The organism is Paenibacillus sp. FSL K6-1230 (assembly GCF_038002385.1).
In the GTDB taxonomy this organism is placed as follows: Bacteria; Bacillota; Bacilli; order Paenibacillales; family Paenibacillaceae; genus Paenibacillus; species Paenibacillus massiliensis.
The window spans coordinates 263,389-284,951 of record NZ_JBBOCK010000001.1; the positions used below are offsets into that span (position 1 = coordinate 263,389).

The 21,563-nt window shown below is 51.5% G+C and carries 15 protein-coding genes; 3 read left to right on the forward strand and 12 right to left on the reverse strand.

Features of this window, described 5'->3' with window-relative positions; all coding sequences use genetic code 11:
- Positions 1 to 24: 24 nt before the first annotated feature.
- Both MKX74_RS01215 and MKX74_RS01220 read right to left on the reverse strand, forming a co-directional pair.
- Positions 25 to 864: a carbohydrate ABC transporter permease gene (locus MKX74_RS01215; RefSeq protein ID WP_341177224.1), complete on the reverse strand. Its 840-nt coding sequence runs from the start codon at positions 862 to 864 to the stop codon at positions 25 to 27.
- Between the two features lie 27 nt (positions 865 to 891).
- Positions 892 to 1,845, reverse strand: a complete 954-nt coding sequence (locus MKX74_RS01220) for a carbohydrate ABC transporter permease (RefSeq protein ID WP_341177225.1) — start codon at positions 1,843 to 1,845, stop codon at positions 892 to 894.
- Positions 1,846 to 2,262: 417 nt separating this feature from the next.
- Between MKX74_RS01220 and MKX74_RS01225 the strand changes: the two genes are divergently transcribed.
- From MKX74_RS01225 to MKX74_RS01235, 3 genes are all read left to right on the forward strand, one after another.
- The gene (locus tag MKX74_RS01225; RefSeq protein ID WP_341177226.1) at positions 2,263 to 4,248 is read left to right on the forward strand and encodes a heparinase II/III family protein; all 1,986 of its coding nucleotides are present in this window, start codon (positions 2,263 to 2,265) and stop codon (positions 4,246 to 4,248) included.
- A 260-nt stretch (positions 4,249 to 4,508) separates the two neighbouring features.
- A complete protein-coding gene (locus MKX74_RS01230; RefSeq protein ID WP_341177227.1) occupies positions 4,509 to 6,407 on the forward strand; it encodes a glycosyl hydrolase in 1,899 nt (632 codons plus the stop codon).
- 84 nt (positions 6,408 to 6,491) lie between these two features.
- Positions 6,492 to 7,607, forward strand: a complete 1,116-nt coding sequence (locus tag MKX74_RS01235) for a glycoside hydrolase family 88 protein (RefSeq protein WP_341177228.1) — start codon at positions 6,492 to 6,494, stop codon at positions 7,605 to 7,607.
- 294 nt (positions 7,608 to 7,901) lie between these two features.
- On the opposite strand, the gene udk is transcribed toward MKX74_RS01235, so the two are convergent.
- From udk to isdE, 10 genes are all read right to left on the reverse strand, one after another.
- Positions 7,902 to 8,534 (reverse strand): uridine kinase, encoded by a 633-nt coding sequence (gene udk, locus MKX74_RS01240; protein WP_028592828.1) that lies wholly within the window; start codon positions 8,532 to 8,534, stop codon positions 7,902 to 7,904.
- A 139-nt stretch (positions 8,535 to 8,673) separates the two neighbouring features.
- Positions 8,674 to 8,835 (reverse strand): hypothetical protein, encoded by a 162-nt coding sequence (locus MKX74_RS01245; protein WP_341177229.1) that lies wholly within the window; start codon positions 8,833 to 8,835, stop codon positions 8,674 to 8,676.
- 238 nt (positions 8,836 to 9,073) lie between these two features.
- The gene (locus MKX74_RS01250) at positions 9,074 to 10,285 is read right to left on the reverse strand and encodes an ABC transporter permease (protein WP_341177230.1); all 1,212 of its coding nucleotides are present in this window, start codon (positions 10,283 to 10,285) and stop codon (positions 9,074 to 9,076) included.
- Positions 10,282 to 11,001 (reverse strand): ABC transporter ATP-binding protein, encoded by a 720-nt coding sequence (locus MKX74_RS01255; protein WP_025679512.1) that lies wholly within the window; start codon positions 10,999 to 11,001, stop codon positions 10,282 to 10,284. Before MKX74_RS01255 ends, MKX74_RS01250 begins: the two co-directional genes overlap by 4 nt.
- The gene (locus MKX74_RS01260) at positions 10,998 to 12,458 is read right to left on the reverse strand and encodes an efflux RND transporter periplasmic adaptor subunit (RefSeq protein ID WP_341177231.1); all 1,461 of its coding nucleotides are present in this window, start codon (positions 12,456 to 12,458) and stop codon (positions 10,998 to 11,000) included. The genes MKX74_RS01255 and MKX74_RS01260 overlap by 4 nt, the downstream gene beginning before the upstream one ends.
- Positions 12,459 to 12,599: 141 nt before the next feature.
- Entirely contained in the window at positions 12,600 to 13,811 is a 1,212-nt protein-coding gene (locus tag MKX74_RS01265) for a TolC family protein (RefSeq protein WP_341177232.1), read from the reverse strand.
- 506 nt (positions 13,812 to 14,317) lie between these two features.
- Positions 14,318 to 17,551 (reverse strand): DEAD/DEAH box helicase, encoded by a 3,234-nt coding sequence (locus MKX74_RS01270; protein WP_341177233.1) that lies wholly within the window; start codon positions 17,549 to 17,551, stop codon positions 14,318 to 14,320.
- Between the two features lie 47 nt (positions 17,552 to 17,598).
- Positions 17,599 to 19,218 carry an SWIM zinc finger family protein gene (locus MKX74_RS01275; protein ID WP_341177234.1) on the reverse strand — a complete coding sequence of 540 codons (1,620 nt, stop codon included), beginning with the start codon at positions 19,216 to 19,218 and terminating at the stop codon, positions 17,599 to 17,601.
- 388 nt (positions 19,219 to 19,606) lie between these two features.
- Positions 19,607 to 20,599 carry a FecCD family ABC transporter permease gene (locus MKX74_RS01280; protein WP_341177235.1) on the reverse strand — a complete coding sequence of 331 codons (993 nt, stop codon included), beginning with the start codon at positions 20,597 to 20,599 and terminating at the stop codon, positions 19,607 to 19,609.
- Positions 20,589 to 21,482 (reverse strand): heme ABC transporter substrate-binding protein IsdE, encoded by an 894-nt coding sequence (gene isdE / locus MKX74_RS01285; protein ID WP_341177236.1) that lies wholly within the window; start codon positions 21,480 to 21,482, stop codon positions 20,589 to 20,591. Before isdE ends, MKX74_RS01280 begins: the two co-directional genes overlap by 11 nt.
- Positions 21,483 to 21,563: the final 81 nt, after the last annotated feature.

Genomic DNA, 21,563 nt, shown 5'->3' on the forward strand with positions numbered 1-21,563 from the left:
TAACTTTATTTGTTGTTAAAGTTGTCATCCCTTTACGCCGCCAAGTGCGATGCCTTCAATAACCTGCTTCTGTCCGATGATGAACATAATGAGCAGTGGAATGATGGCGGATACGGCCCCGGCCATAATCAGGGAGTAATATTGCCCATACGCATCGGCGAATTTATTAATACCGAGCTGCAGCGTGTACAGATGGTCGGAGCGCAGGAAGATCAGCGGATTCTGATAGTCGTTCCACGTCCAGATGAAACGCAGGATTGCATATGTTGCAATGGATGGACGTACGAGCGGGAACGCAATCTGAGCGAAAATCCGAATATGGCCCGCACCGTCAATCTTGGCTGCTTCGATGAACTCCTGATTAATCCCCAGGAAGAACTGACGCAGCATGAATGTCCCCATAACACTGAAGCTACCCAGCATGATGAGTCCCAGATGGCTGTCGAACAAGCCGAGCCAGCGGTACAGGATGAACTGTGGTACGAGAATCGCCTGTGCCGGGATCATGTAGGTGGACAGGACGATCAGGAAGAGGAATTCCCGCCCGCGGAACTGGATCTTGGAGAATCCATAAGCCGCCATACTGGACACGATCACCGAGATGGCCGTCGTGAGCAAGGTTACCTTAATGGTATTCCAATAGTACAGAGCGAAGGGATAATCCCCGGCCCATACCTGTGAATAGTTCTGAATGGCGTTCCAGGTCGTCGGAATCCATTCGATTGGATATTTGAAGACATCTGCTTCGATCTTGAAGGATGTGGACAGCATCCAGATGAATGGCATCAGGAATATGATTCCGATAATCAGCATAATCACGGTCATGATCAGCTTGCCGGCCTGCCCTTTAATCGATTGTAGCATAGATATGTTCCCTCCCTTGGAGCCTCATTAGTAATTGACCCATTTCTTCTGTGCGACCCATTGAATACCCGTAATCGCCAGTACCATGAGCAGCAGGACAATCCCCATGGATGAAGCATATCCGGTCTTCAGATTCACGAATGCCGTGTCGTAGAGATAATACACCATTACAGAGGTGGAGCCGGCTGGTCCGCCCTCGGTGAGGACCTTGATCAGATCGAAGATCCGGAATGTAGAGATGACACCGGTTACCAGCAGGAAGAATGATGTTGGTGACAGCATAGGAACCGTAATGAATCTGAATTTGTGGAAAGCATTGGCTCCATCAATATCAGCGGACTCATACAGGTCCTTCGGAATGTTCTGCAGTCCTGCCAGATAGAGGATCATGTAGAATCCGATACTAGTCCAGACGTTAATCATCATGACCGAGATCAAGGCAAAGTTCGGATCAGCGAGCCATTTCGGTGGGCTGCTCATTCCAAGGGACATCAGGAACTGGTTCACTGGTCCATAGGAAGGGTGGAACAACACTTGATACACGATAGCTACAGCTACTACGCTGGAGATGTAAGGCATGAAGAAGATGACCTTGAACATCCCTTTCAGGAATACCTGCTTGTTCAGCACGACGGCCAGCACCAGCGAGACAATCATCGTGACCGGAATGACGATCAGGAGCAGCAGGTTATTAACTAAGGATTGAATGAACAACGGGTCCTTCGCTAATTTAATAAAGTTGTCCAGACCCACGAATTTGATCCTGTCCAATCCAGCGACGAAGTTCCAGTCCGTCAAGCTCAGAACGATTGTAGCCAGAATCGGAATGAGTGTGAATACGAATAAGCCAGCCAGCATCGGACCGACAAATAGATATCCCATGAGTGTTTCTTTGCCGTTTTGACCAGCTGAACGGACCTTTGTCTTGCGCCATCCGGTCTGTTGTGTTTCTGCCACGGCCGTGTTGCGATTCCCTTTCATAGTCATCCCTCTCTCTATAGAATTTAGCAAATGAGTTCATTACGCATCTGCGCTGCAGCGTCTGTGCCTGGTCCCAATATGTTGTGCCAGGGACAGCTCAGCGCTTGCTCTATACTCCACATTGTAGGCAGGGAGGGGTGTCCATACATGAAATATATTTTTCAGTTTTGGAATTATTGTGCGCGTCTGTGCGCCGCAGGAATAGAAGAATGCTTGATGTAGACCCATTTGAGCCAAGAAATCAAGGTCTAATTATGCTCAGAAGATGGTGTACATCGGTAGCTTTTATGGCAATGAACGCGATAGCTTCTATAGATAAGTCAAAAAGCTTTGTGAAAAGAAAAATATGTTCCATCTGCTGCAAGAACAAGCCGAGTATAATGGGGGCATAACCTCAAGATTAAGGAGGAAGAAAGCATGTTCACGTCTGCCGAGATACGTCAGGCCCTGCAGGATGGACCTCCCGCTTCGTTTCCTGTCATGAAGGACAGAGAGCGCTGGGAGATGATAGGCAGAGCGGATGTATTGCAAGCATTAACGAACGAAGTCAGGGAAATGGCTCATCAGGATGCCCACAGCGTGCCACCTCGCCTGACCTACTCCCTGTATCGGCTATTCGCCGAGACAGGTGACCGGACGAACTATCAGGAGGCTTATTTCGAACGGAGACGCCGTCTAGCGAGTCTGGCATTGAGCAGCTTGTTGGAGAATAGTGAAGAGCTGATCGCACCGCTGGAGGATATGCTATGGGACATCTGTGAGGAATTCACCTGGAGCCTTCCAGCACATATATCATCCACCCAAGATATCAGCAGTGTCAGCACGACGGTGGATCTGATGGCTGCAGAGACAGCACAGGCGTTGGCAGAGATTGCGGTCTGGCTGGGGGATAAGCTAAGTCCTGAGCTTGTTCGAAGAATTCGCTATGAGGTGGATCGGAGGGTGCTGCGTCCAGCCTACGAGGGTCCTGTTCCGTTTCACTGGGAGCAGGCGACGCATAACTGGGCGGCAGTCTGCGCAGGAGCTGCGGGCATTGCCGCATTGCTGCTCGTGCAGGATCGAGACAGGCTAGAGCGGATATTGAACAGAGTGTGTGGATCAATGGCCTGCTTTGTAAGCGGATACGGTCATGATGGCGGATGTGCTGAAGGGCTGGGGTATTGGGTATACGGGTTCGGCTATTATGTGTACTTCGGTGACCTGTTATATGAATATACCGATGGCAGGCTGGATCTATTAAGGCAACCAAAGATTGCTGAGATTGCCTTGTTCCCTGAGCGTATTCACTTTGCTGACGGTATATCCGCGAACTTCTCGGATAGTGGCGAGATCGAGCCTCTTCCTTCAGGGTTGCTCTCCAGACTATCTGTACGGATACAGCATCGTTATTCGCTCCCGCTCACGGTTCCGGCTTTTGGCGAGGACCCTTGCTACAGATGGTGTCACGTCTCACGTAACCTGCTGTGGACGAAGGAAGAGGCTCTGGGACGGGCACAGGCTACAGAGAGCCATTACTTGCCGGAGCTGGCCTGGCTTATTACGAGAGGTATCTTGGAGAATTCGCAAGGCGAGAAATTGACTGCAGGTCTGGCCGTCAAAGGGGGACACAACGACGAGCCGCACAATCATAACGATCTGGGCCATGTGACCGTGCATGCTGGAGGAGAGAATATCCTGTGCGACCTTGGAGCAGGGGTGTACACGAAGGCGTACTTCTCAGACCAGCGTGATGAGATTGTGAATATATCGTCCCGTTATCATTCTGTGCCCATCATCAACGGACAGGTCCAGCACTCGGGCAGGCAGGCAGCCAGCATCGTTCTGAATGTGCAGTATGCACCTGACAGTAGCTCTATCGCACTGGATCTGACGGGAGCATACGAGGTAGAGGGGCTGCAGTCGTACAACCGCTCTCTGGATTGGCAATGTGCAGAGCCTGACACGAGGCGTGGAGATCGTGCCGATTCGGGAGATGTGCTTACGGGAGCGAACGGAAATGATGATGCCCTGACCAAGTTGGAAAAATACACCTCACATACAGCGTTTGGGACGCAACATCCCCCTGCAATGGCCTCACTGACGATCCGGGATGTATTCACCTATACAGATTCTGCGGCACCGCTGGAGGTAGAAGAGCGATTCATTAGCTGTCATCGTCCTGAAGTGACTGCTAGCAGTATATGCTGGACAGGAAGCAAGGTAGAGGTGGAGCTCACTTATGATGGAGAGCAATCCAAGGTGGAGGTTACCCCGGTAGCGCATCTGGACCACGACGGGCATCCCTTTACCTTCTACGTTACTGCCATAACAAGGAGTGGAGTAAGCGGGCCTGCTGATCCGGCAAGATCAGGGCAGCCGATGGTTGAGACTTGGGAGATGAATATGACGATTCGGGCGATTTGAGCGATTTGCAGCGGATGATTGAGCCTGGACCTGGCGATTGGTACATGATGATCAGCTTGGACCCAGACTCGTCAGCTTGAACCCTTATGTATTGCCAATGAATATTTCAACAATGCAAATAGTGAAGACGAGATAGAAAAGGTAAATAGATAAAGCAAATAGATAAGTATACAACTTTTTGCCCAAGCAGATAAGTATCACCACCCTTTGCATGGTGCCATGCAAAGCAACAAAAAGCTCACGAAGGAGCGGTTATGACGATGAAGCATGTGACAGAAGTTACCCGGGAGGATTACCCATGGTCAGTCCAGGCGCAGGAATACCTCACAGCACTATCCTCGACTGAGGAGTCTGTAGCCAGTGGCTGGGATCGTCAGCGGAAGCTGGCATTACTTGAAGGCTTGGTCAACGCCTATAAGCGGCACCAGGATCAGCACGGGGCTGTTATTGACCCCTATTCGGATCAGGAGCGATACTACTCTACGCCTTGTTATGCACTTGCCGCGGCAGTGCTAGTAAATGAGGGGAGAACAGAGCTGCTGGAATCCGCAGCCTCGGCACTGGAGAGCAGCATCCAGAGCGTGGTGACTCGCACCGCTCCCGACGAGCACCCCGATTTCTTTCCAGTCATGATTATGGGGGCTTACCGACTGCTCAAGACACGGCTGCCTGAGCGTGCAGCTCATTGGCATGAGCAACTGCAACAGATTCAGCCAGAGGAGTACTATCGGTTCACCATGAGCCATATGAAGAATCCGAATCGGATGATTAACTGGAACGCCATTATGATCTCCGGCGAATATGTTCGCTATCTGGAAGGAATGGCATCTGAGGCAGGCTGGATGGATACCTATCTGCGTAATTATCACTTGCCACGCTTCACGGCACTCGGACTGTACCAGGATGGTCCGCTTAATCTTCCGAACAGCCCCTTCTCCTATGATGCCGCGACGAGATACCATCTTGGTACGATGCTGAGAGCCGGCTATCATGGGGAGTGTCTCGGGGAACTGGAGAAGCATCTGGCCCGCGGAGCCTTCAGCTCACTGCTCATGCTGTCACCACAAGGCATGATCCCACCGCGGGGAAGAAGCGGTCAACATCAATGGAATGAAGCAGCGGCGGCCTTCACCTTCACGACATCGGCTCAAGCTGCCTACGAAGCGGGAGATGTGGCCTTGGCTGGAGCCTTCCGCAGAGCTGCCGCATTATGCTGGGATGCGATTGGACGCTGGGTTACACCTGAGGGGAATTTGCGCATCGTCCGCAACTATTACGAACCAGAGGCACGGCATGGCTTCGAGGTGTACAGCAATCACACCTGTTACAACCTATGGACGACCGCGGCCTTGGCTTACACGATCCTGCATGACGGCGTGGATGTGCCGGAGCGGCCTATACCTGCAGAGCTTGGCAGCCGCGTGCTCGTCGGGGATGGCTGGTTCCAGACGATCCTGGCTGCGGTGCCTGGACAACAGATGGTCATCCAGACCTCGCTCAATGATCCCTATCATATTCCAGGTATCGTCCGTATCCAGCATCAGCAGCTTCCTGAGCTGATCGGTCCGGCTGCACCGGGACATAAGGATAGCGGCTTCACTGAATACGGAGAGGGGGAAATTCTTCCCATCAGCTACGCTCCAGCTTGGCGAACCTTGGATGGACAGTGGCACAGTCTGGCAGAGGGTCTGGAAGGCTCCAGCCCGTTCGATCGGGACGTGGGCATTGATCCCGCGGACGGTGGGGGCGCCGTTCAAGTGAAGCATGAAGCAGCTGGTGAGCAGTTCAGTGAGCTGGAGCTCTCCTGGAGCGGTCCATTCAAGGGTGTATCCGAGGTACTGACTCGCTACAAACAGGAGCCAGGACGCATTACCGTGACCTATGAAATAAATGAAGAGGTAGATACTATCGGGGCTATCATACCGCTAATGCACTTCGACGGACAGGAGCATAGCCATATTCGCCTTGAAGGCCAGACAATTACCAATGAGTTCAGAGGTGCGGCGGTGACGGTGACAAGTGACACCCCACATGCGGTAATTGAACTCCAGGAGGAGACTGTTGCCTGTCGAAACGGATTGCTCAAATGGGCGCGCATCGAAGCGAGTGGACGCGAGATTAGCTTTCAGATCGTGCTGGCTGAGAACGCTACGAGTTGATAGCGTGTGGGATGGTTAGAGTTAACGGCAAGTAGGATGACTTATGAGAGCTGACTATATTAGCAAATTAAGGAGTGATTAGAGTTGACTTCGACTTGGATTGATGCTGCCTGGCAGCATACAGTAGATAGTACGCTGCGAACGGCTCAAAGAATCAGTGATTCCTTCCCTCATGTTGTCTTGGATGGGGCCTATGACCAGCGCGAGGCAGCTTGGTGGACAGCGGGCTTCTGGCCCGGACTGCTATGGCTCGTCTATCGCTCAGAGCAGCGTAATGAGCTGCTACCTATACTGGCAAGCTGTGAGCGACAATTGGAGGAGTGCCTGCATGATACAGAAGCTGTGGACCATGATCTTGGATTCATTTGGCTACTGAGCGGAGTAGCCAGCTACGGACTGACTGGAGAGCAGGACTCAAGACGGCGCTCGCTGCTAGCGGCGAATCTTCTCTCGGCTCGTTTTCATCTGAGCGGCCGCTTCATTCGTGCCTGGAACTTCGAATCTACGTTCATGGATACCCGTTATGTTGCGATTATCGACAGCATGATGAACCTACCGTTGCTGCACTGGGCATCCGCGGAGAGCAGAGACTCCAGATTCGCAGAGATTGCCGTGGCTCATGCCGATACGGTCGCGAGCGAGTTCGTCCGCAGTGACGGCTCCATCTCTCACGTCATGGAGTTCTTGCCAGGGCAGACTCCAATTCAGCACGGTGGTCAGGGCTATGCCCCGGGATCAGCATGGGCGAGAGGGACCTCTTGGGCAGTGTACGGCTTCGCGCTCTCCTATGGCTGGACCCGGAATCCGCGTGATCTTCAGGTGGCCGAAGGAGCGGCAGACTTCTTCCTGGCTGAGCTGGGCGATGACATCGTCCCTTATTGGGACTTCCGTGCTCCAGAAGAGCATCGAATCGCTTGGGATTCATCAGCGTCTGCTATTGTAGCAAGTGGATTGCTAGAGCTGGCGCGTTATTCGACCAAGGGCGAGAAGTATAAGGAAGCGGCTGAAAGAATCCTTAAGGGACTCTACGAGCAGTATACTTCACCAGCAGGTGAAGAAGGGATCATCACGAAGGGGACGGTTCATTACCCAGAGCAAAAGTACCTGAATGTGCCGATTATCTACGGAGATTATTTCTTTGCAGAGGCGCTCGCGAAGCTGCGTGGTGAAGAGGGCTTCTTCAGTCTAAGTAGCAAGTAAGAGCAAGCCAATAGAGGCTGCCAACTATATATCAACGTTACAACAACGGATACGCTAATTAAGCTGTATCCGTTGTTTTTGTCTAGGCATCTCTGGGTAGTCATCCTACTTGGCTTTTGACTATGAAGTAAAGGTCTTGGCATCCCAATATGAAAAAGAGCATGCTTCTACCTGCTCTCACAGCTCGTATGTCACAGCCAAAATAGGAAATGAACGATACATACTGCGAAGAGATCAGGAGAAAACAGCTCTTCTGTACGGAAAGTGCAGTAAAACTATGCTTGTTGAACGATTTTAGGCGCTAGGCCACTTTTTATCACCAGTCAGATACTTCTCGGTCAGCACGGACAGCAGCTGAATGCCGACTTCATTTTGCCCACCCTCGGGAATAATCAGGTCTGCATATTTCTTTGAAGGCTCGATGAAGGCTTCGTGCATAGGCTTGACGGTAGTCAGATATTGCTGATGAATGGATTGAATCGTCCGTCCGCGCTCCTCAATATCACGGAGTACACGCCGCAGAATCCGCACATCAGGATCAGTATCGACGAATACTTTGATATCGAGAAGTGTACGGAGCTTCTCATCTGATAACACATGAAGCCCTTCCAGAATGACAATGTTGTTAGGCTTCAGCTTGATCGTCTCCGTAGAGCGTGCATGGCGAGTAAAATCATAGATAGGTGCGTGAGCCGGCTCACCCTGCTTAAGCTGTGTCAGGTGCTCCATGAGCAAGTCGTTGTCAAAAGCGAAGGGATGGTCGTAGTTCGTCCGTTCGCGCTCCGCGAAGCTGAGGTGAGGCTGGTCTTTATAATAATTATCCTGAGAGATGAAGGTAACCTTCCCTGATCCCAGGCGGTCAATAACTGAACGAGCAACGCTGGTCTTCCCAGAGCCGGTGCCGCCGGCGATACCAATAATGAGCATGGTGATTCAATTAACCCCCCTGAAGTTATAGGCTGTACAATTCATGTATTGTAGCACAAGCTGCACTTTTTTTCACGCACTGAAGCAAGTTATTTCAGGAGTAACCCATCTGGTGCACCCTACACATCAAGACAGCTGATTACAAGAATCGCTTGTGTGCTGTATCTGAATTGCTATAATCCAATTTTATAAATCGAAGCGACGAATATCCTTTTTTCTCCGCATGTTTTATGCCTGCCTCAACAAACTCAGGATGTACCTCTAGCATATCAATATTTTCGTTGTAACTATATTTTTTCATGATGATAGACCCCCAATCTTTGAGGAATTTAAAATTTCTATAAGCATCAATGCATACACAAAATATATACGCCAAGAAACCGTCCCCGTGTAAATGGCCAGTCGTACTTCCATTTTACCAAGAGACGGTATGTACCTACTTTTAGTATAAAAAATCAGGCTAAACAGCAATCTTTAAGGCTCGTTTGCCCGGAATGGACATTCATCATGTTGCGTCCTGAATCGGTCCGCATATCATCCTATTCATAACGAAGCGCGTCGATCGGCTTGAGCTTGGAGGCCTTAAGTGCCGGATATACGCCGAAGACTACTCCAACCAGTACGCAGCTGGAAAAGGCATAGATAATTGGCTCATACGAGAATTCAATCGGCATACCCGCGAACTTCTGCAGCATCTTGGCTGCGCCAATCCCGGTGCCAATCCCAATCAAGCCGCCAATCAGACTGATGAAGACCGACTCGGTCAGGAATTGGGTTAGGATATTGCTGCGCCTTGCTCCAATCGCCTTGCGGATACCGATCTCCCGCGTACGCTCAGTTACGGATACCAGCATGATGTTCATAATGCCGACCCCGCCAATGACGAGTGCAATACCAGCCACGCCAAGCAGCAGCAGATTCATCGTATCGTTGACACCAGAGGACATTTGCATGATCTCTGATTGCGTCATGAACTGGAAGTCATCTTGCTCCTCAGGCTTCAGCTTATGACTGCTACGTAGCAGCTGCCTAATCTCCTCCTTGGCCTGATCGATCTTGTCGAAGGTGATAGCGGAGGCATTCATTTCCTGAATATTCATCTGGCCGAACATGTTCATCCCCGTCGTAAGGGGAATGTAGACCTGATTGTTCGTATAGCTGCGTGCGCTGTTGGCTGGATTCATCACGCCGACAACCTTGAACGGAATATCCTTGAGCTGGATCGTCTGTCCTACAGCGGTAGAGGCTGCTTGCCCGAAGAGCGACTGTGCTGCATCGGAGCCCAGAATGATAACGTTCATGCGGTTGTCCACCTCATGATGGGTGAAGGTGCGACCGTACTTCAGCGAGAGCTTTTTGACACGGTAAAAGGACTCGGTAGTAGCTTCAACCTGAGCATCTACGACTTGCCGCTTCCAAGAGGCTTTGGCTGAATTCATGGCACTAGGCGCTACATCAGCAACAGAGGGAAGCTTCTCCATGCCCTTTGCATCTTCGAGAGTGAAATTTTTGGGCTGGGCCATCGTCATCCAGTTATTCTCGTCGAAGGGTGCATACGGATAGATCATGAGCAAATTACTGCCTAGTCCGTTGATCTCCTTCGTGATGCTGGCGGACGTTCCGCGGCCAATAGCCATGATGGCAATCACCGCACCGATCCCGATGATGATCCCCAGCATGGTCAGGATCGTACGGAGCAGATTACTGCGCAGACTGCTCAGTGCTACACGAATCGTCTCGAGGAAACTCACTCCACCACTTCCTTTCGCGCGAATCTCCGGTTCTCTACCGGATGATCCTGTTCAATCTGCCCGTCACGAAAGTGAACCAGTCGCTTGGCGTACTCCGACACCTCAATATCATGCGTGACCAATACAATCGTCTTCCCATGATCGTTGAGATCCTGGAAGATCTCCATAATCTCGCGGCTTGTCCGCGAATCCAGCGCTCCGGTCGGTTCATCAGCGAGCAGAATTACGGGATTGGCGACGAGCGCTCTGGCAATGGAGACACGTTGCTGCTGTCCGCCGGATAGCTCATTTGGCTTATTGTACATTCGCTCGGCCAGTCCGACACTCGCGAGCGCCTCAATGGCTCGTTCACGCCGCTCTCGGGCGGACACACCCGCGTAGAGCAGAGGCAGTTCCACATTTGCAAGAGCTGTCGAGCGGGGAAGCAGGTGGAACTTTTGGAAGACGAAGCCGATCTTCTCATTGCGGATATGTGCCAGCTCATATTCACGCGCGTCCAGAATGGAGTATCCGTCCAGATAGAATTCGCCGGATGTAGGCGAATCCAGACAGCCCATCACATTCATCATCGTGGATTTCCCGGAGCCGGACGGTCCCATGACCGCTACGAATTCCCCTTCTTGAATGGACATACTTACGTCCCTGAGTGCGTGGATCTCCTGATCACCCACGTGATAGATTTTCTTCAGGTTTCGAATCTCCATTACTGCACTCATGGGAAGACCGCTCCTGCCGAGCCATCCATCATTCCAGCGCCGCCTGGTGCAGGGATGACGACCGTATCTCCCTCATTTACGCCCGACTTTATTTCCACACGGTCCGTCGTGTAGAGTCCCAGCTCTACTGGCTTGAATTCATAGACAGACGTATTGGAGGGATCAGCGGCGACATAGACCCCGTCTGCTCCTCCGTCGGATTGGATGGCTGTTACGGGTACGAACAGGACATTCTCGACCTTGCTGAGCTCAACAGCAATATTCATAATCATCCCCGTCTTCAGCTTGTTGTCCGAATTCGTAATGGATAGTTCAGCGGCGTAAGCATTCACGCCCTCATCTGCAGATACTTCTGGCGAGATGAAGGTGACGGTTCCCTCGAATTCCTCGCCAGGATAAGCCGTCGTCGTCAAAATGGCTTTTTGCCCCGTTTTCACCTTTACGATGTCACTCTGGTTGATCTTGGTCGCTACCTTCAGGTCACTGGAATTGGAGTTGTTCATCACGATGAATGGAGCTGTCGGGCTCGTGCCCACATCGCCATTGACCTTGAGGATGACACCGTCCCAAGGTGCCGTAATCTGCAGCTTGTTCAACTCGCTGCGCTTCTGCTCCAGGTCTGTCTCAGCGCGGCTAATGTCGATTTGCAGATTCTCAAGCGTGTCCTTCTCCGGTGGATCTTTCAGTTTCTTCAGCTCCAGCTGGGCTGTGCGATAGGACATCTCTGCATCCTCAATGCTGCTCTCGATCTGATCGCGAGTCTTGCGCATCTGCAGCTCAGTTGAGTCATAGCTGGCCTGTGCTTTCTCCCAAGCCTGCTCGGCCTCTGTCATTTCCTTGGCGGAGATGGCTCCCGAATCGCTCAGGAACTTTTGATCCTCGTAGGTCTTGCGTGCCATCTCCAGGTCGCTCTGGGCTGTCTTGAGCTGATTCTCGGCCTCCTGCAGCTCATAGCTGCTCTTCGCGGTCTCCAGTGCCTTCGCAGCCTTCTGCACGTTCATTTCCTGCAGCTCCACCTCGGTCTCCTTCGGACCCTTCGTGGCATCCGCGAGCTTGGAGCGGGCCATGCGGAGGGCATCCTCGGCGTTCTGGATTTGCAGCTTGGCTTCCGTATCGTTTAGCCGACCTAGCAGCTGTCCTTGCTTCACCTGATCTCCGATCTTGACATTGACCTCAGCCAGCTTGTCTGTACTGGTGCTGTTGAAATTCAAATTCACTTCCTTGGAGGCTTTGACCGTTCCCGTAACAGACAGGGTCTCGGTGATGTCACCGCGTTCAACAATAATGGATTCATTCGGAATGGCCATCATAGCTGGCTCATCAGACTTGCCCATGGAGCTGTATACGGCGGCCCCTCCGCCCCCAAGTGCTAGTACCACGATGGCACTGATGATCCATTTCTTCCGGCGTTTCTTCCGTAGCTGCTGTAATGCGTTGTTCATTTGGTTCTCTGACATGTCTGGTTCCTCTCCTAAAAGTTTTGTGAGCTTTACTTTCTGAGTTACCTTCGTACAAAACTCGCTTCGGAAGCATGGACTTAGTTTTGTGAGCTTTACTTCCTGAATTACTTCTTACAAAACTCAGTTCGAAAGTATGGGTTAGCTGCTCCAAGGTTTGTTCAAGGTATAGTTGGACTGAATCAGCCCAATGGCCAGATCGTTAATCTGCTGCTTCAACTGCTCCACGCTCAAGCGGGCTTTGATGAGCTCTAGCTCTACGATCATGCCGCGCTCCCATTTCTTCTGAGCCAGCACTAAGTCAGCTTGGGCAATCTCCAGATCTTCGTGCAGCTGTACGTATTTTTTCTGTTCATCCTGCAGCGTGGTGTATAGAGATCTTACCGATTCGGCAAAATTATCCTTGCCGTTGGTCAGGGCCTCGTTGGCATTTTTTAGATCCAGCTTGACCAGTTCGTAGTCCTCGGCGGTGCCCTGAAAATTGTAATAACGCAGCGTAATTTCTGCATTCTTGACGGCGTCCTGCAGCTGCCAGATCGTTGGGTTATCTTTGAGCAGGCCTGTGATATGTGTCTCCACATTCATAGGCTCTGGTTCCTTATAGACTGGAGGATCCACAAGGTTGAATGACGTACCTTTGGGCTTGTTCATCAAGGTATTCAGCTCGTCCTTGGCCTTCTGTAGATCGGTCTTGCGCTGCTCGAGCGTCTGCTCCGCATCGGAGCGTGCTTTCGTGCTATCGATCTTGCTCTTCTCCGAGATTAGCCCACGGGCCAGCTTGGCAATGGCAATCCGCTCCTCCAGCTTGGCGATCTGAACAGACTCTTGGGCGACAAGGAGCTGATTCTCGGCTGTGAAGATCCCATAGTAGGTTTTCATAGTCTGAGCATAGACCTTATCTTTCTCGAATTCGGACTGCTTCTTGGCTGATAGATAGGAAAGATTGGCAGAGGTGTAGTCTCTCCAGGCAGAATTATTGGCGGAGGAATCCGACTCTTCCAGATTGGAGGGTTGCTGTATGTATCCCAAAGCATCGATGCTCTTTTTCAGCTCGAGGTCTTTGCGTTCAAGGTCCTGTGCGGCTGTCTTCAAAGTGTAGCTGTTGGCCTGGGCCCATATGTTAGCCTGCTCCAGAGTCAGATCCTGTTGCTGGGCGTTGTTACTGCTGTTGACTGTCTGTGTTGTAGCAGTGGGTGTAGTAGTCTTGGCTTGTTGGGATGAGGTAGATAAGGCTGCTTCCGTGCCAAGGGGAGCTATAGATGTGGAACCCCCGGCGGCCCCGACAGCTGACGGCATACTGAGGGCAGCAGACAACGACAGCAGCAGCACGGCTGCGGCTGGTTGATGTTTCATGGAGATGCTCCTTTCCAAATGACAAAATATGAAAATATCAATCTCTTAACATTTTACTGAGTGGAGCGGCAACAAAACAAGATTCTACAAACAACACTTTTGTAATCAATTCATCGACTTTATATGCTGCATGGTGCGAAATTTGTCACAAAATCATGAGATACCTGTTCACTTGAAGTGATCTGAAGAAGTATAGGGAATATTGTACGACAGGTTGCCGTTGTTAGAGGAAATAAAGGTTGAACAACTGAATAGCGAAGCGATCGGTGTACGCAACTCGAATGGAACTATATACATATAGTCCTGTGCTGAAAATAATACAATTTTGTAAATCAAGCATCACCATGATCATGAAGGAACAAGCATTTTTCACAAATTAAAAAGGCATTTTGCATAAATCCATAACCATTCGCTAAGGTCTGGCAGGACATGGTGTCGAATGCAGACGATTCTACAAGCGGAAACAATCGGATTTATGCAAAATGCTACTATCAATCCTCGCGCTCTCAAGGCCTTGAGGCGTCTGAGGCTGTCCAATCCTTGCGGAGCGTAATCAGCTCGCCCAGCTCTTCGGTTGTAAGCTCCGTAATCCAGCCCTCGGAGCTGGAGATGATATGCTCACTAAGCTGCTGCTTGCTCTCAAGCATCTCGTCAATACGTTCTTCGAGCGTGCCCAAGGCAATGAATTTGTGCACCTGAACGTCCTTGGTCTGGCCCATTCGGTACGCACGGTCGGTCGCCTGGTTCTCGACAGCCGGGTTCCACCAGCGATCGAAATGAAAGACATGATTGGCAGCCGTCAGATTCAAGCCGACCCCGCCTGCCTTGATCGACAGGATGAATACGGCAGGGCGTGTTGAGGGGGGGAGAGCCTCAGACTGGAACTCATCAATCATTCGGTCACGGGCCTTCTTCGAGGTGCCGCCGTGCAGATACAGCACTGGCTCACCGAGAACACGCTGCAATATCTGTTGTAGTATATTGCCCATCCCTAAATATTGCGTGAAGATCAGACAGCGCTCATCCGCTTCCCGTAGCTCCTGCACCATGCCGAGGAGGCGTTCCAGCTTGGATGAGCGGGCAATCATTGCAGCGTCATTCATCTCCTGCTCCACTTCGGTTAGGCTGGTAGCGCCAGACATGGTGGAGGAGATGTCTTCCTTGGTCAGCAGCACAGGGTGGTTGCACAGCTGCTTCAGCTTCGTAAGAGCTGAGAGAATGGCACCCTTGCGCTTCATTCCCTCCAGCACCTGAACCTGGGACATCAGCTCACGCACGGTCTGATCGTAGAGTGCGCTCTGCTCTGGCGTCAGGTGAATGTAGGTCTTCATTTCATTTTTGTCAGGCAGGTCCAATTGAATGGAAGGATCCTTCTTCTTGCGTCGGAGCATGAAGGGCTGTACGAGCTTCTGTAGCTCTGCTGTCTTATGCTCGTCTCCATCCTTCTCGATCGCCTTTGCAAATCGATTCTGGAAGGCCTGTGCGCTACCCAGATAGCCTGGATTGGCAAAATCATAGATGGACCATAGCTCCGCCAACCGATTCTCAATCGGTGTGCCCGTCAAGGCAATACGGTGCTTGGCAGAGAAGGTACGAACAGCTGCGGATTGACGGGTCTGAGCGTTCTTGATATTTTGTGCCTCATCCAGACATAGCGACTCCCAAGTGAACTTCTGCAGCAGCTCCTGATCAAGGGCAGCCGTGGCGAAGGAGGTAAGCACAATATCAGCACTTGCAACCGCAGTAGCAAATTCGGCATCCTTGGCTCTCCCGCTCCCATAGTGAAGCATGATTCTCAGAGAGGGTGCGAAGCGCTGTAGCTCCTTTTGCCAGTTCCCCAGTACAGAGGTCGGGCAGATCAGAAGTGAGGCGCCCGGCTCAGCATGTTCGGCCAGCCAAGAAGGTAGAGATGTGCTATTGTACTCTGCTTCCGTCGTCTGAGAAGGGCGAGTCCTCTGACTGGTATCCGTTATCTGAGCTTCATCAGATGTAGCTTCATGTCGCTTGCCATGGTCAGCAGATGATCGGGCAGCTTGTCGGGTCTCTTTGACATGCAAAAGATAGGTAATGAACTGAATGGTCTTGCCAAGGCCCATATCGTCCGCCAGACATCCGCCAAGGCCTAAAGAACGCATATATGCCATCCACGAGAAGCCCTGAAGCTGGTAGGAGCGCAGCTCAGCCTGCAGTCCACTCGGAGCAGGCAAGAGCGGCCAGTCTGACTGCTGGGTGAGCCGCTCGATCACCTGCTGCAGATGATCATTCAGCTCTACCTCCAGCTGCAGCTGGGATGCATCCTCGGTACCGTCGCCGGCTTCTGTCTCGCTTTCGGATGCGATCCTGATATAACCGCCGCGTAGTTGGAGCTGGAGCACATCCTGGAACGATAACCCACGCTTGCGATTCATGCTTCGCATAGCCTGACGAATCTGCTCCAGCAGAGCGGGGTCGAGTGGAATCCATTGTTCACGGAAGCGGACGAGCCGCTCATTACGAGCGACCAGAGCTGCGAATTCTTCCTCAGATAACTCCTGTCCACCGATTGCGATACGCCAGTCGAATTCAATCAGGCTGTTCAGTCCGAAGAAGGAGCGTCCGCGGGCTTCGCCTTCATCCTGCTGCAGCTTGGCACGAAGCCGCGGCTTGCGGCGTGAAGCGGCCTCCCACCAGGCCGGCAGCAATACTTGCCAGCCGCTCTCCAGCAATCGCTTGCTGTCGACCGTCAAGAACTGCCAGGCCTCCAGGTTGCTCAGCGGCTTGTCCAGTATGGACGAACCTTCAGCACGTTCAATGGCCTGCTGGGTGATTCCGGGCAGACAAGCTTGAATCCGTTGCGTCCAGCTCACTGAACGCTCGCGTATCGTTGCAGTCCATAGCTCAGGCCAGGAGCCGTGGGCTTGTCCATCCCTATCCAGCCATACCGGGTATAGCTCTGCGTGATCGTGTATGGCCTGAAGCACCAACTGAAGGTGCCATTCGGGCTCAGGATGAGCGGTGTCAACAGAATTCGCTTCAGACATATCAGCATCCGTCATTTCGCTCTCGATGATGGGCTCCAGCAGCTGCAGAAGTGGTCGGAATGGCATGGTCTCTGCTGTCCAACCAATATGAGCGAGCCAAGTCTGCTCATCCATACCTTCCCACACACCCTCTGTTGCGAACAATGCCGGATAATCACGGCGAAGATCTGCTGCTTGCTCCTGCGTACCATAGTATTTATGAAATACGCTGGCTGAGAAGGCAGCGAGGATACCTTGAGCGAACCCGGAGTCTTGCTGCTCGACTTCTTGCCGCTTCACTCTTAATTCCTTCACCAGACTTCGCTCTGAAGGCCTCAGTGCCTTGGGATCGGGTGACCAGTGAAGAGAGCCGTTTCGAAAGCTCTGTAGATCAGGAGCATAATGACCTGCTCTCAAGCAGCCGATCAGCAGAGGGGCCAGCCGCTGTAATTGGGTGGCATCCTCGTTCCAATGCCATTCGATGTGGACTGGCCAAGCTCCATTGGCGAAGAACGGAAGCACCTGCTCCGCAGGGAGTAGAACAATCTCTGTATCTCCAGCCTGCTGAACCGCTAGCTCCGTCCCGTAATAGGATGTCTCGTCCCATGCGAAGAGACGCTGCTTGAGCACGATGCCCTGCAAGGGGCGCTGTAAGCCATCGTGACCATAAATGAGGGCATCGCCATATTCGGTCATATGCACATGTACCGTCATGGTATCTATAACTGAATTGAAATCCATACTGTAATCTCATCCTTATAAGTGAAGAGTAAAAAAACCGATGGTGACTATGAGAGTAATTTGCTCTTGCGCAGCTCTTCCTGCAGCGCCCGAAGACGACTGTGACGATTAAGGAAGGCAACCATAAAATCATCCCATCGCTCTGTCCGCTTCAGCTTGGTGTAGAGCTTGGACAATCTTTTCATAAGCTTGACTGCAGCCTTGTAGCCGGTTCGGTTCTTCTGGACAATGTAGCGCTCGACAGCCTGATGATACCAGGGAAGAAGTAATTCAGGGGCATCCTTCTCTATAGGCTGGAGCATGCTCACTCGATAATCCAGCGGCTCGGCACCTGTGCTGAGCTGGAAGTCAATCCAGCGTCTCCATTCTCTATGCGTGTGCAGCAATTCAGTGTACAACACTTTTCCCTTGCCTGGCAGGCCAGCCAGCGTGCTCCACATCTGTTGCTCTGCTTCTGGGTGATGGAGGAGGACCTCCTCCCAGTACGATGCATACACCTTGAGCTGACTTGAGCGCAGTAGACTTGAGCCTGACTGGGGTGGGAAAGCAAGTAGCCACTCCTGTAATCGGAGCCAGCCTGCACTCTGCTGGAGCTCCTCCAGGTAGCGCAGCAGCTGTCTTCCAGCGGCTTCTCTGGCTTGAGCGGCGTCCTGCAGTAATTGTCTAGCCTGCTCATCCTGCTGCATCCCCCAGAACATGCGGCTCTGCGCCAATTGGAGTCGTGATGCTGAGCGTGTACTCCCAGCCACCTCATAGGCTGCTTCGAGCTGTGCCAGCTCCATTTCCATCGGCTTAAGTGTCATGGTGCCTTTAGATGAATCAATCCATTGCGGTCTTAGCCACTGCTGCCAGAACAAGTCGTAGAAGTCCGAGTATAACTGAATCTGCTCAGGCTCAATCAGCAGTAGGCGCCGCAGGTAGTCTAGTGTCTCGTCTAGGCGTGGTAGATAGTAGGAGCGATCCGCCTCCGTAACGTTCTCCAGCGGTTCCTTAAGCATCTGCATAATCAAGGTACTCTGATCGTCTATCGCTACCTGCAAATGATAACTAATATGGTAAGGCGCCGACCGACCGCGCTCATGAAGAGGGCGAATAAGCTGCTCCAGCACATACAGGCGTGCATGAAGAAGATACAGTCGCTCCATCTGGTACGACCATTGGGGCTGCAGTCTTAGGATGGAATTTATCGCTTCATGAATCATCAATCCGTCAGGTGCATGCAACCGGAAGGAGGCTGTGCATTGACGAAACAATTCGTGCCATGTCGGTATGGGACGCTCTGCCAGATCCACAACAACCGTATTGCCCTCCGTCTGCTGGCCTTTCCTTGCAGAAGGGCTTATGCCTGCATTGACAATGGCAGGGATAGGCCCTCCGTGAGCCTTCGTATAGCCTAGCAGTGCAGCAATCATGTGCTTGCAGCCTTCTACACCGCAGGTACAACGGCTCTGCTCAACGGTGTTCAGCTGTATGACAACCTCCTGAGGCTCCTTATCGTCCACGACTGCGCAGATTAATCCAGGAGGATATTCAATTTCTTTAATCCGTCCTTGGGTAAATAGAGAGAAGCCACGTTTAATGGTAAGATCGTCGAAGGTATCAGCTATCTGACGAATTAAGGTATGCCAATGCTGTTCCGTTAGATTCCTTTCTGAATGTGTACTCATGGTAAGGTAATCCCCTAATCTTCAAATCTGGTGATGGGCAATCAAGATATGAACTTGAACTAAATTATAGTTGGTCAAGCGTAGTTAACCTGATCGAGTTGAATATAATTACTTGATATTATACCAGCTATTGAGGTTGCAAGGGGAACAAGTATTCGGAATATAGGGCGACGGCCTTAATTTTTACGAGGAAAGTAAGTACTAGAGCGGGTGTGGGATACTATGAATGGGGATTTTGAATAAGTGAAAAAAAGGATCGCCGCTTCTCAACGAGAAACGATGATCCTTTTACTTTTGACGAATCGAGCCAATCGAACAAAGGGATGAACTGTTTCAGATTGTTTTGTTAAAAACATTTAGAAGTGCTAGCAGTTCGTATTCCTGCCCTTTATCTCCGGGTCTTCCTCCAGAGCAGGAAGATGAAGAAGGGACCGCCCAGAACAGCCATGACGATTGAAGCGGGAATTTCATAAGGTCTTGCTACATAACGGCCAAGCGTATCAGCCAGCAGTACGGTGAAGCTCCCAAGTAGGATCGAGAATGGAATGAGCCACTTATGATTGGAGCCTACCAACAGGCGGGCAATATGTGGGGCAATCAGGCCGACGAAGGCCATCGTACCCGCCACAGCTGTGGAGATGCTCGCCAGCAGCACGGCCACGGCTGATACACACAGTCTAACACTGGCTACACGTACGCCGAGATTACGAATGACTTTCTCCTCCAGCCCTAGCAGATTACAATAACGAATCGTGAAGAATGCTAATAACAGGCCAGGGGGCACATAATAAGCCAGCGTTCGTACATCATCCCAGGTCTTCATGGAAATATTGGATCGCACCATCGACATGACGATGCTCTGTTTGCCCCCGGTCATATACCCTAGCGCATCCAGTAATCCAGTGAAGACGGCATGGATTGCAATACCAGTCAGAATAATCTGCAGCGCCTGAAAGCCACCCCGCCAGGAGAAGAGGAAGACGAGAGCGCAGGCAGCCACCCCGCCGACAAAGGCGAACAGAGGGCTGAGAAAGTACAGTTGAGGGAACCACATAATCACGATCACGGCTGTCAGATTCGCACCACTGGAAATCCCTATAATACCTGGATCAGCCAAGGGATTCTTCATGACCGCCTGCAGCAGTACGCCAGATACCGCTAATGCAGCTCCAGACAGCAGGGAGATGATGATTCGCGGAAAGCGCAGATCATATATAATCTCTACCATCTCGTTATATTCGATGAATAGTCCCCTGAACAGCTCCGAATACGTCACCTGGATGCTACCCAGATTCACGGCTATGCCCACCAGAATAATAAGTAGTACAGTCAGTGCAATACAGTGGGCAAGTTTCCTTTTCAGTGTGAGACTATGATTCATGCGCAGGCTCTCCGTAGAATATCGCCCTCAATTCATCCAGCGCTTCCTGGTAGTTCAGATTGGCGCTCATGCCGAAGCGCTCATTGCTCAGATCGTATACGTCACCAGCCTGCACGGCTCTAAAATGCTTCCAGATATCACTTGTGGCAAATTCCTCGCGGAACATCTCTTGTACCATTTCTGGCATGGCATGGGAGGTGCGCAGAATAATATCCGGATCAAGCTTGGAGAGGGCCTCCGTGTTGAGTGTAAGCAATGCCTCTTCCTGATCCTTCAGCACATTATCTCCACCAGCCAGCTTGACCAGATTTCCGGCATAGGATTTTTCAGTAGCAACCATATACGAGCCCGGAAGACCCATTAGTATGAGCACCTTTGGTTTGGCTTGATCTGCGATATCTGTGCGCAGCTCTGCCATGTACGCCTCAAATTGCTGTCGTAGCACCTCTGCCTGCTTCGTGCGGTCATATTTTACCCCGAGCTGCTCGGTGCTCTTCAGCATACCCTCGACACTTCCCAGATTCACGAAAGTAGCGGGTACTTGGATGCCTTCGTATTGGGGCTTCAGATCATATTGCAGGGTGTTTGGGCTGATCACATCTGTCGGGCGTAGGGACTTAATAATCTCCAGATCGGGTGTCATGGGCTGCCCAATCTGAACAGAGTCCTTATAGCGCTCAGGCAAAGCGAAGGCAGTGTCCGGTACACCTACCAGGTCAAGCTCTAGCTTATCGAGTATCATACATAATGCCGCTGAGGTGCTAATAATCCGCGGCTGTTGTGTACTCGCAGCATTCGAATCTGTTTTTGCGCGTACTGCACAGGCGGGAAGCATCGCCAGCATGGCGGCACACAGGAAGAGGGTTAATCGTTTCTTCAACACGTCATTCCGACTCCTTAGCTGGATAACTCCGTTCCAGTTTTTTTCTAGCTGTACCTTACAAGATCAATCATCTGAATTCCC

Coding starts and splice junctions, on each gene's coding strand:
- MKX74_RS01215 (WP_341177224.1), bottom strand. CDS start 864: ATGCTACAATCGATTAAAGGGCAGGCCGGCAAGCTGATCATGACCGTG.
- MKX74_RS01220 (WP_341177225.1), bottom strand. CDS start 1,845: ATGAAAGGGAATCGCAACACGGCCGTGGCAGAAACACAACAGACCGGA.
- MKX74_RS01225 (WP_341177226.1), top strand. CDS start 2,263: ATGTTCACGTCTGCCGAGATACGTCAGGCCCTGCAGGATGGACCTCCC.
- MKX74_RS01230 (WP_341177227.1), top strand. CDS start 4,509: ATGAAGCATGTGACAGAAGTTACCCGGGAGGATTACCCATGGTCAGTC.
- udk (WP_028592828.1), bottom strand. CDS start 8,534: ATGCTCATTATTGGTATCGCCGGCGGCACCGGCTCTGGGAAGACCAGC.
- MKX74_RS01245 (WP_341177229.1), bottom strand. CDS start 8,835: ATGAAAAAATATAGTTACAACGAAAATATTGATATGCTAGAGGTACAT.
- MKX74_RS01255 (WP_025679512.1), bottom strand. CDS start 11,001: ATGAGTGCAGTAATGGAGATTCGAAACCTGAAGAAAATCTATCACGTG.
- MKX74_RS01260 (WP_341177231.1), bottom strand. CDS start 12,458: ATGTCAGAGAACCAAATGAACAACGCATTACAGCAGCTACGGAAGAAA.
- MKX74_RS01265 (WP_341177232.1), bottom strand. CDS start 13,811: ATGAAACATCAACCAGCCGCAGCCGTGCTGCTGCTGTCGTTGTCTGCT.
- MKX74_RS01270 (WP_341177233.1), bottom strand. CDS start 17,551: ATGGATTTCAATTCAGTTATAGATACCATGACGGTACATGTGCATATG.
- MKX74_RS01275 (WP_341177234.1), bottom strand. CDS start 19,218: ATGAGTACACATTCAGAAAGGAATCTAACGGAACAGCATTGGCATACC.
- MKX74_RS01280 (WP_341177235.1), bottom strand. CDS start 20,599: ATGAATCATAGTCTCACACTGAAAAGGAAACTTGCCCACTGTATTGCA.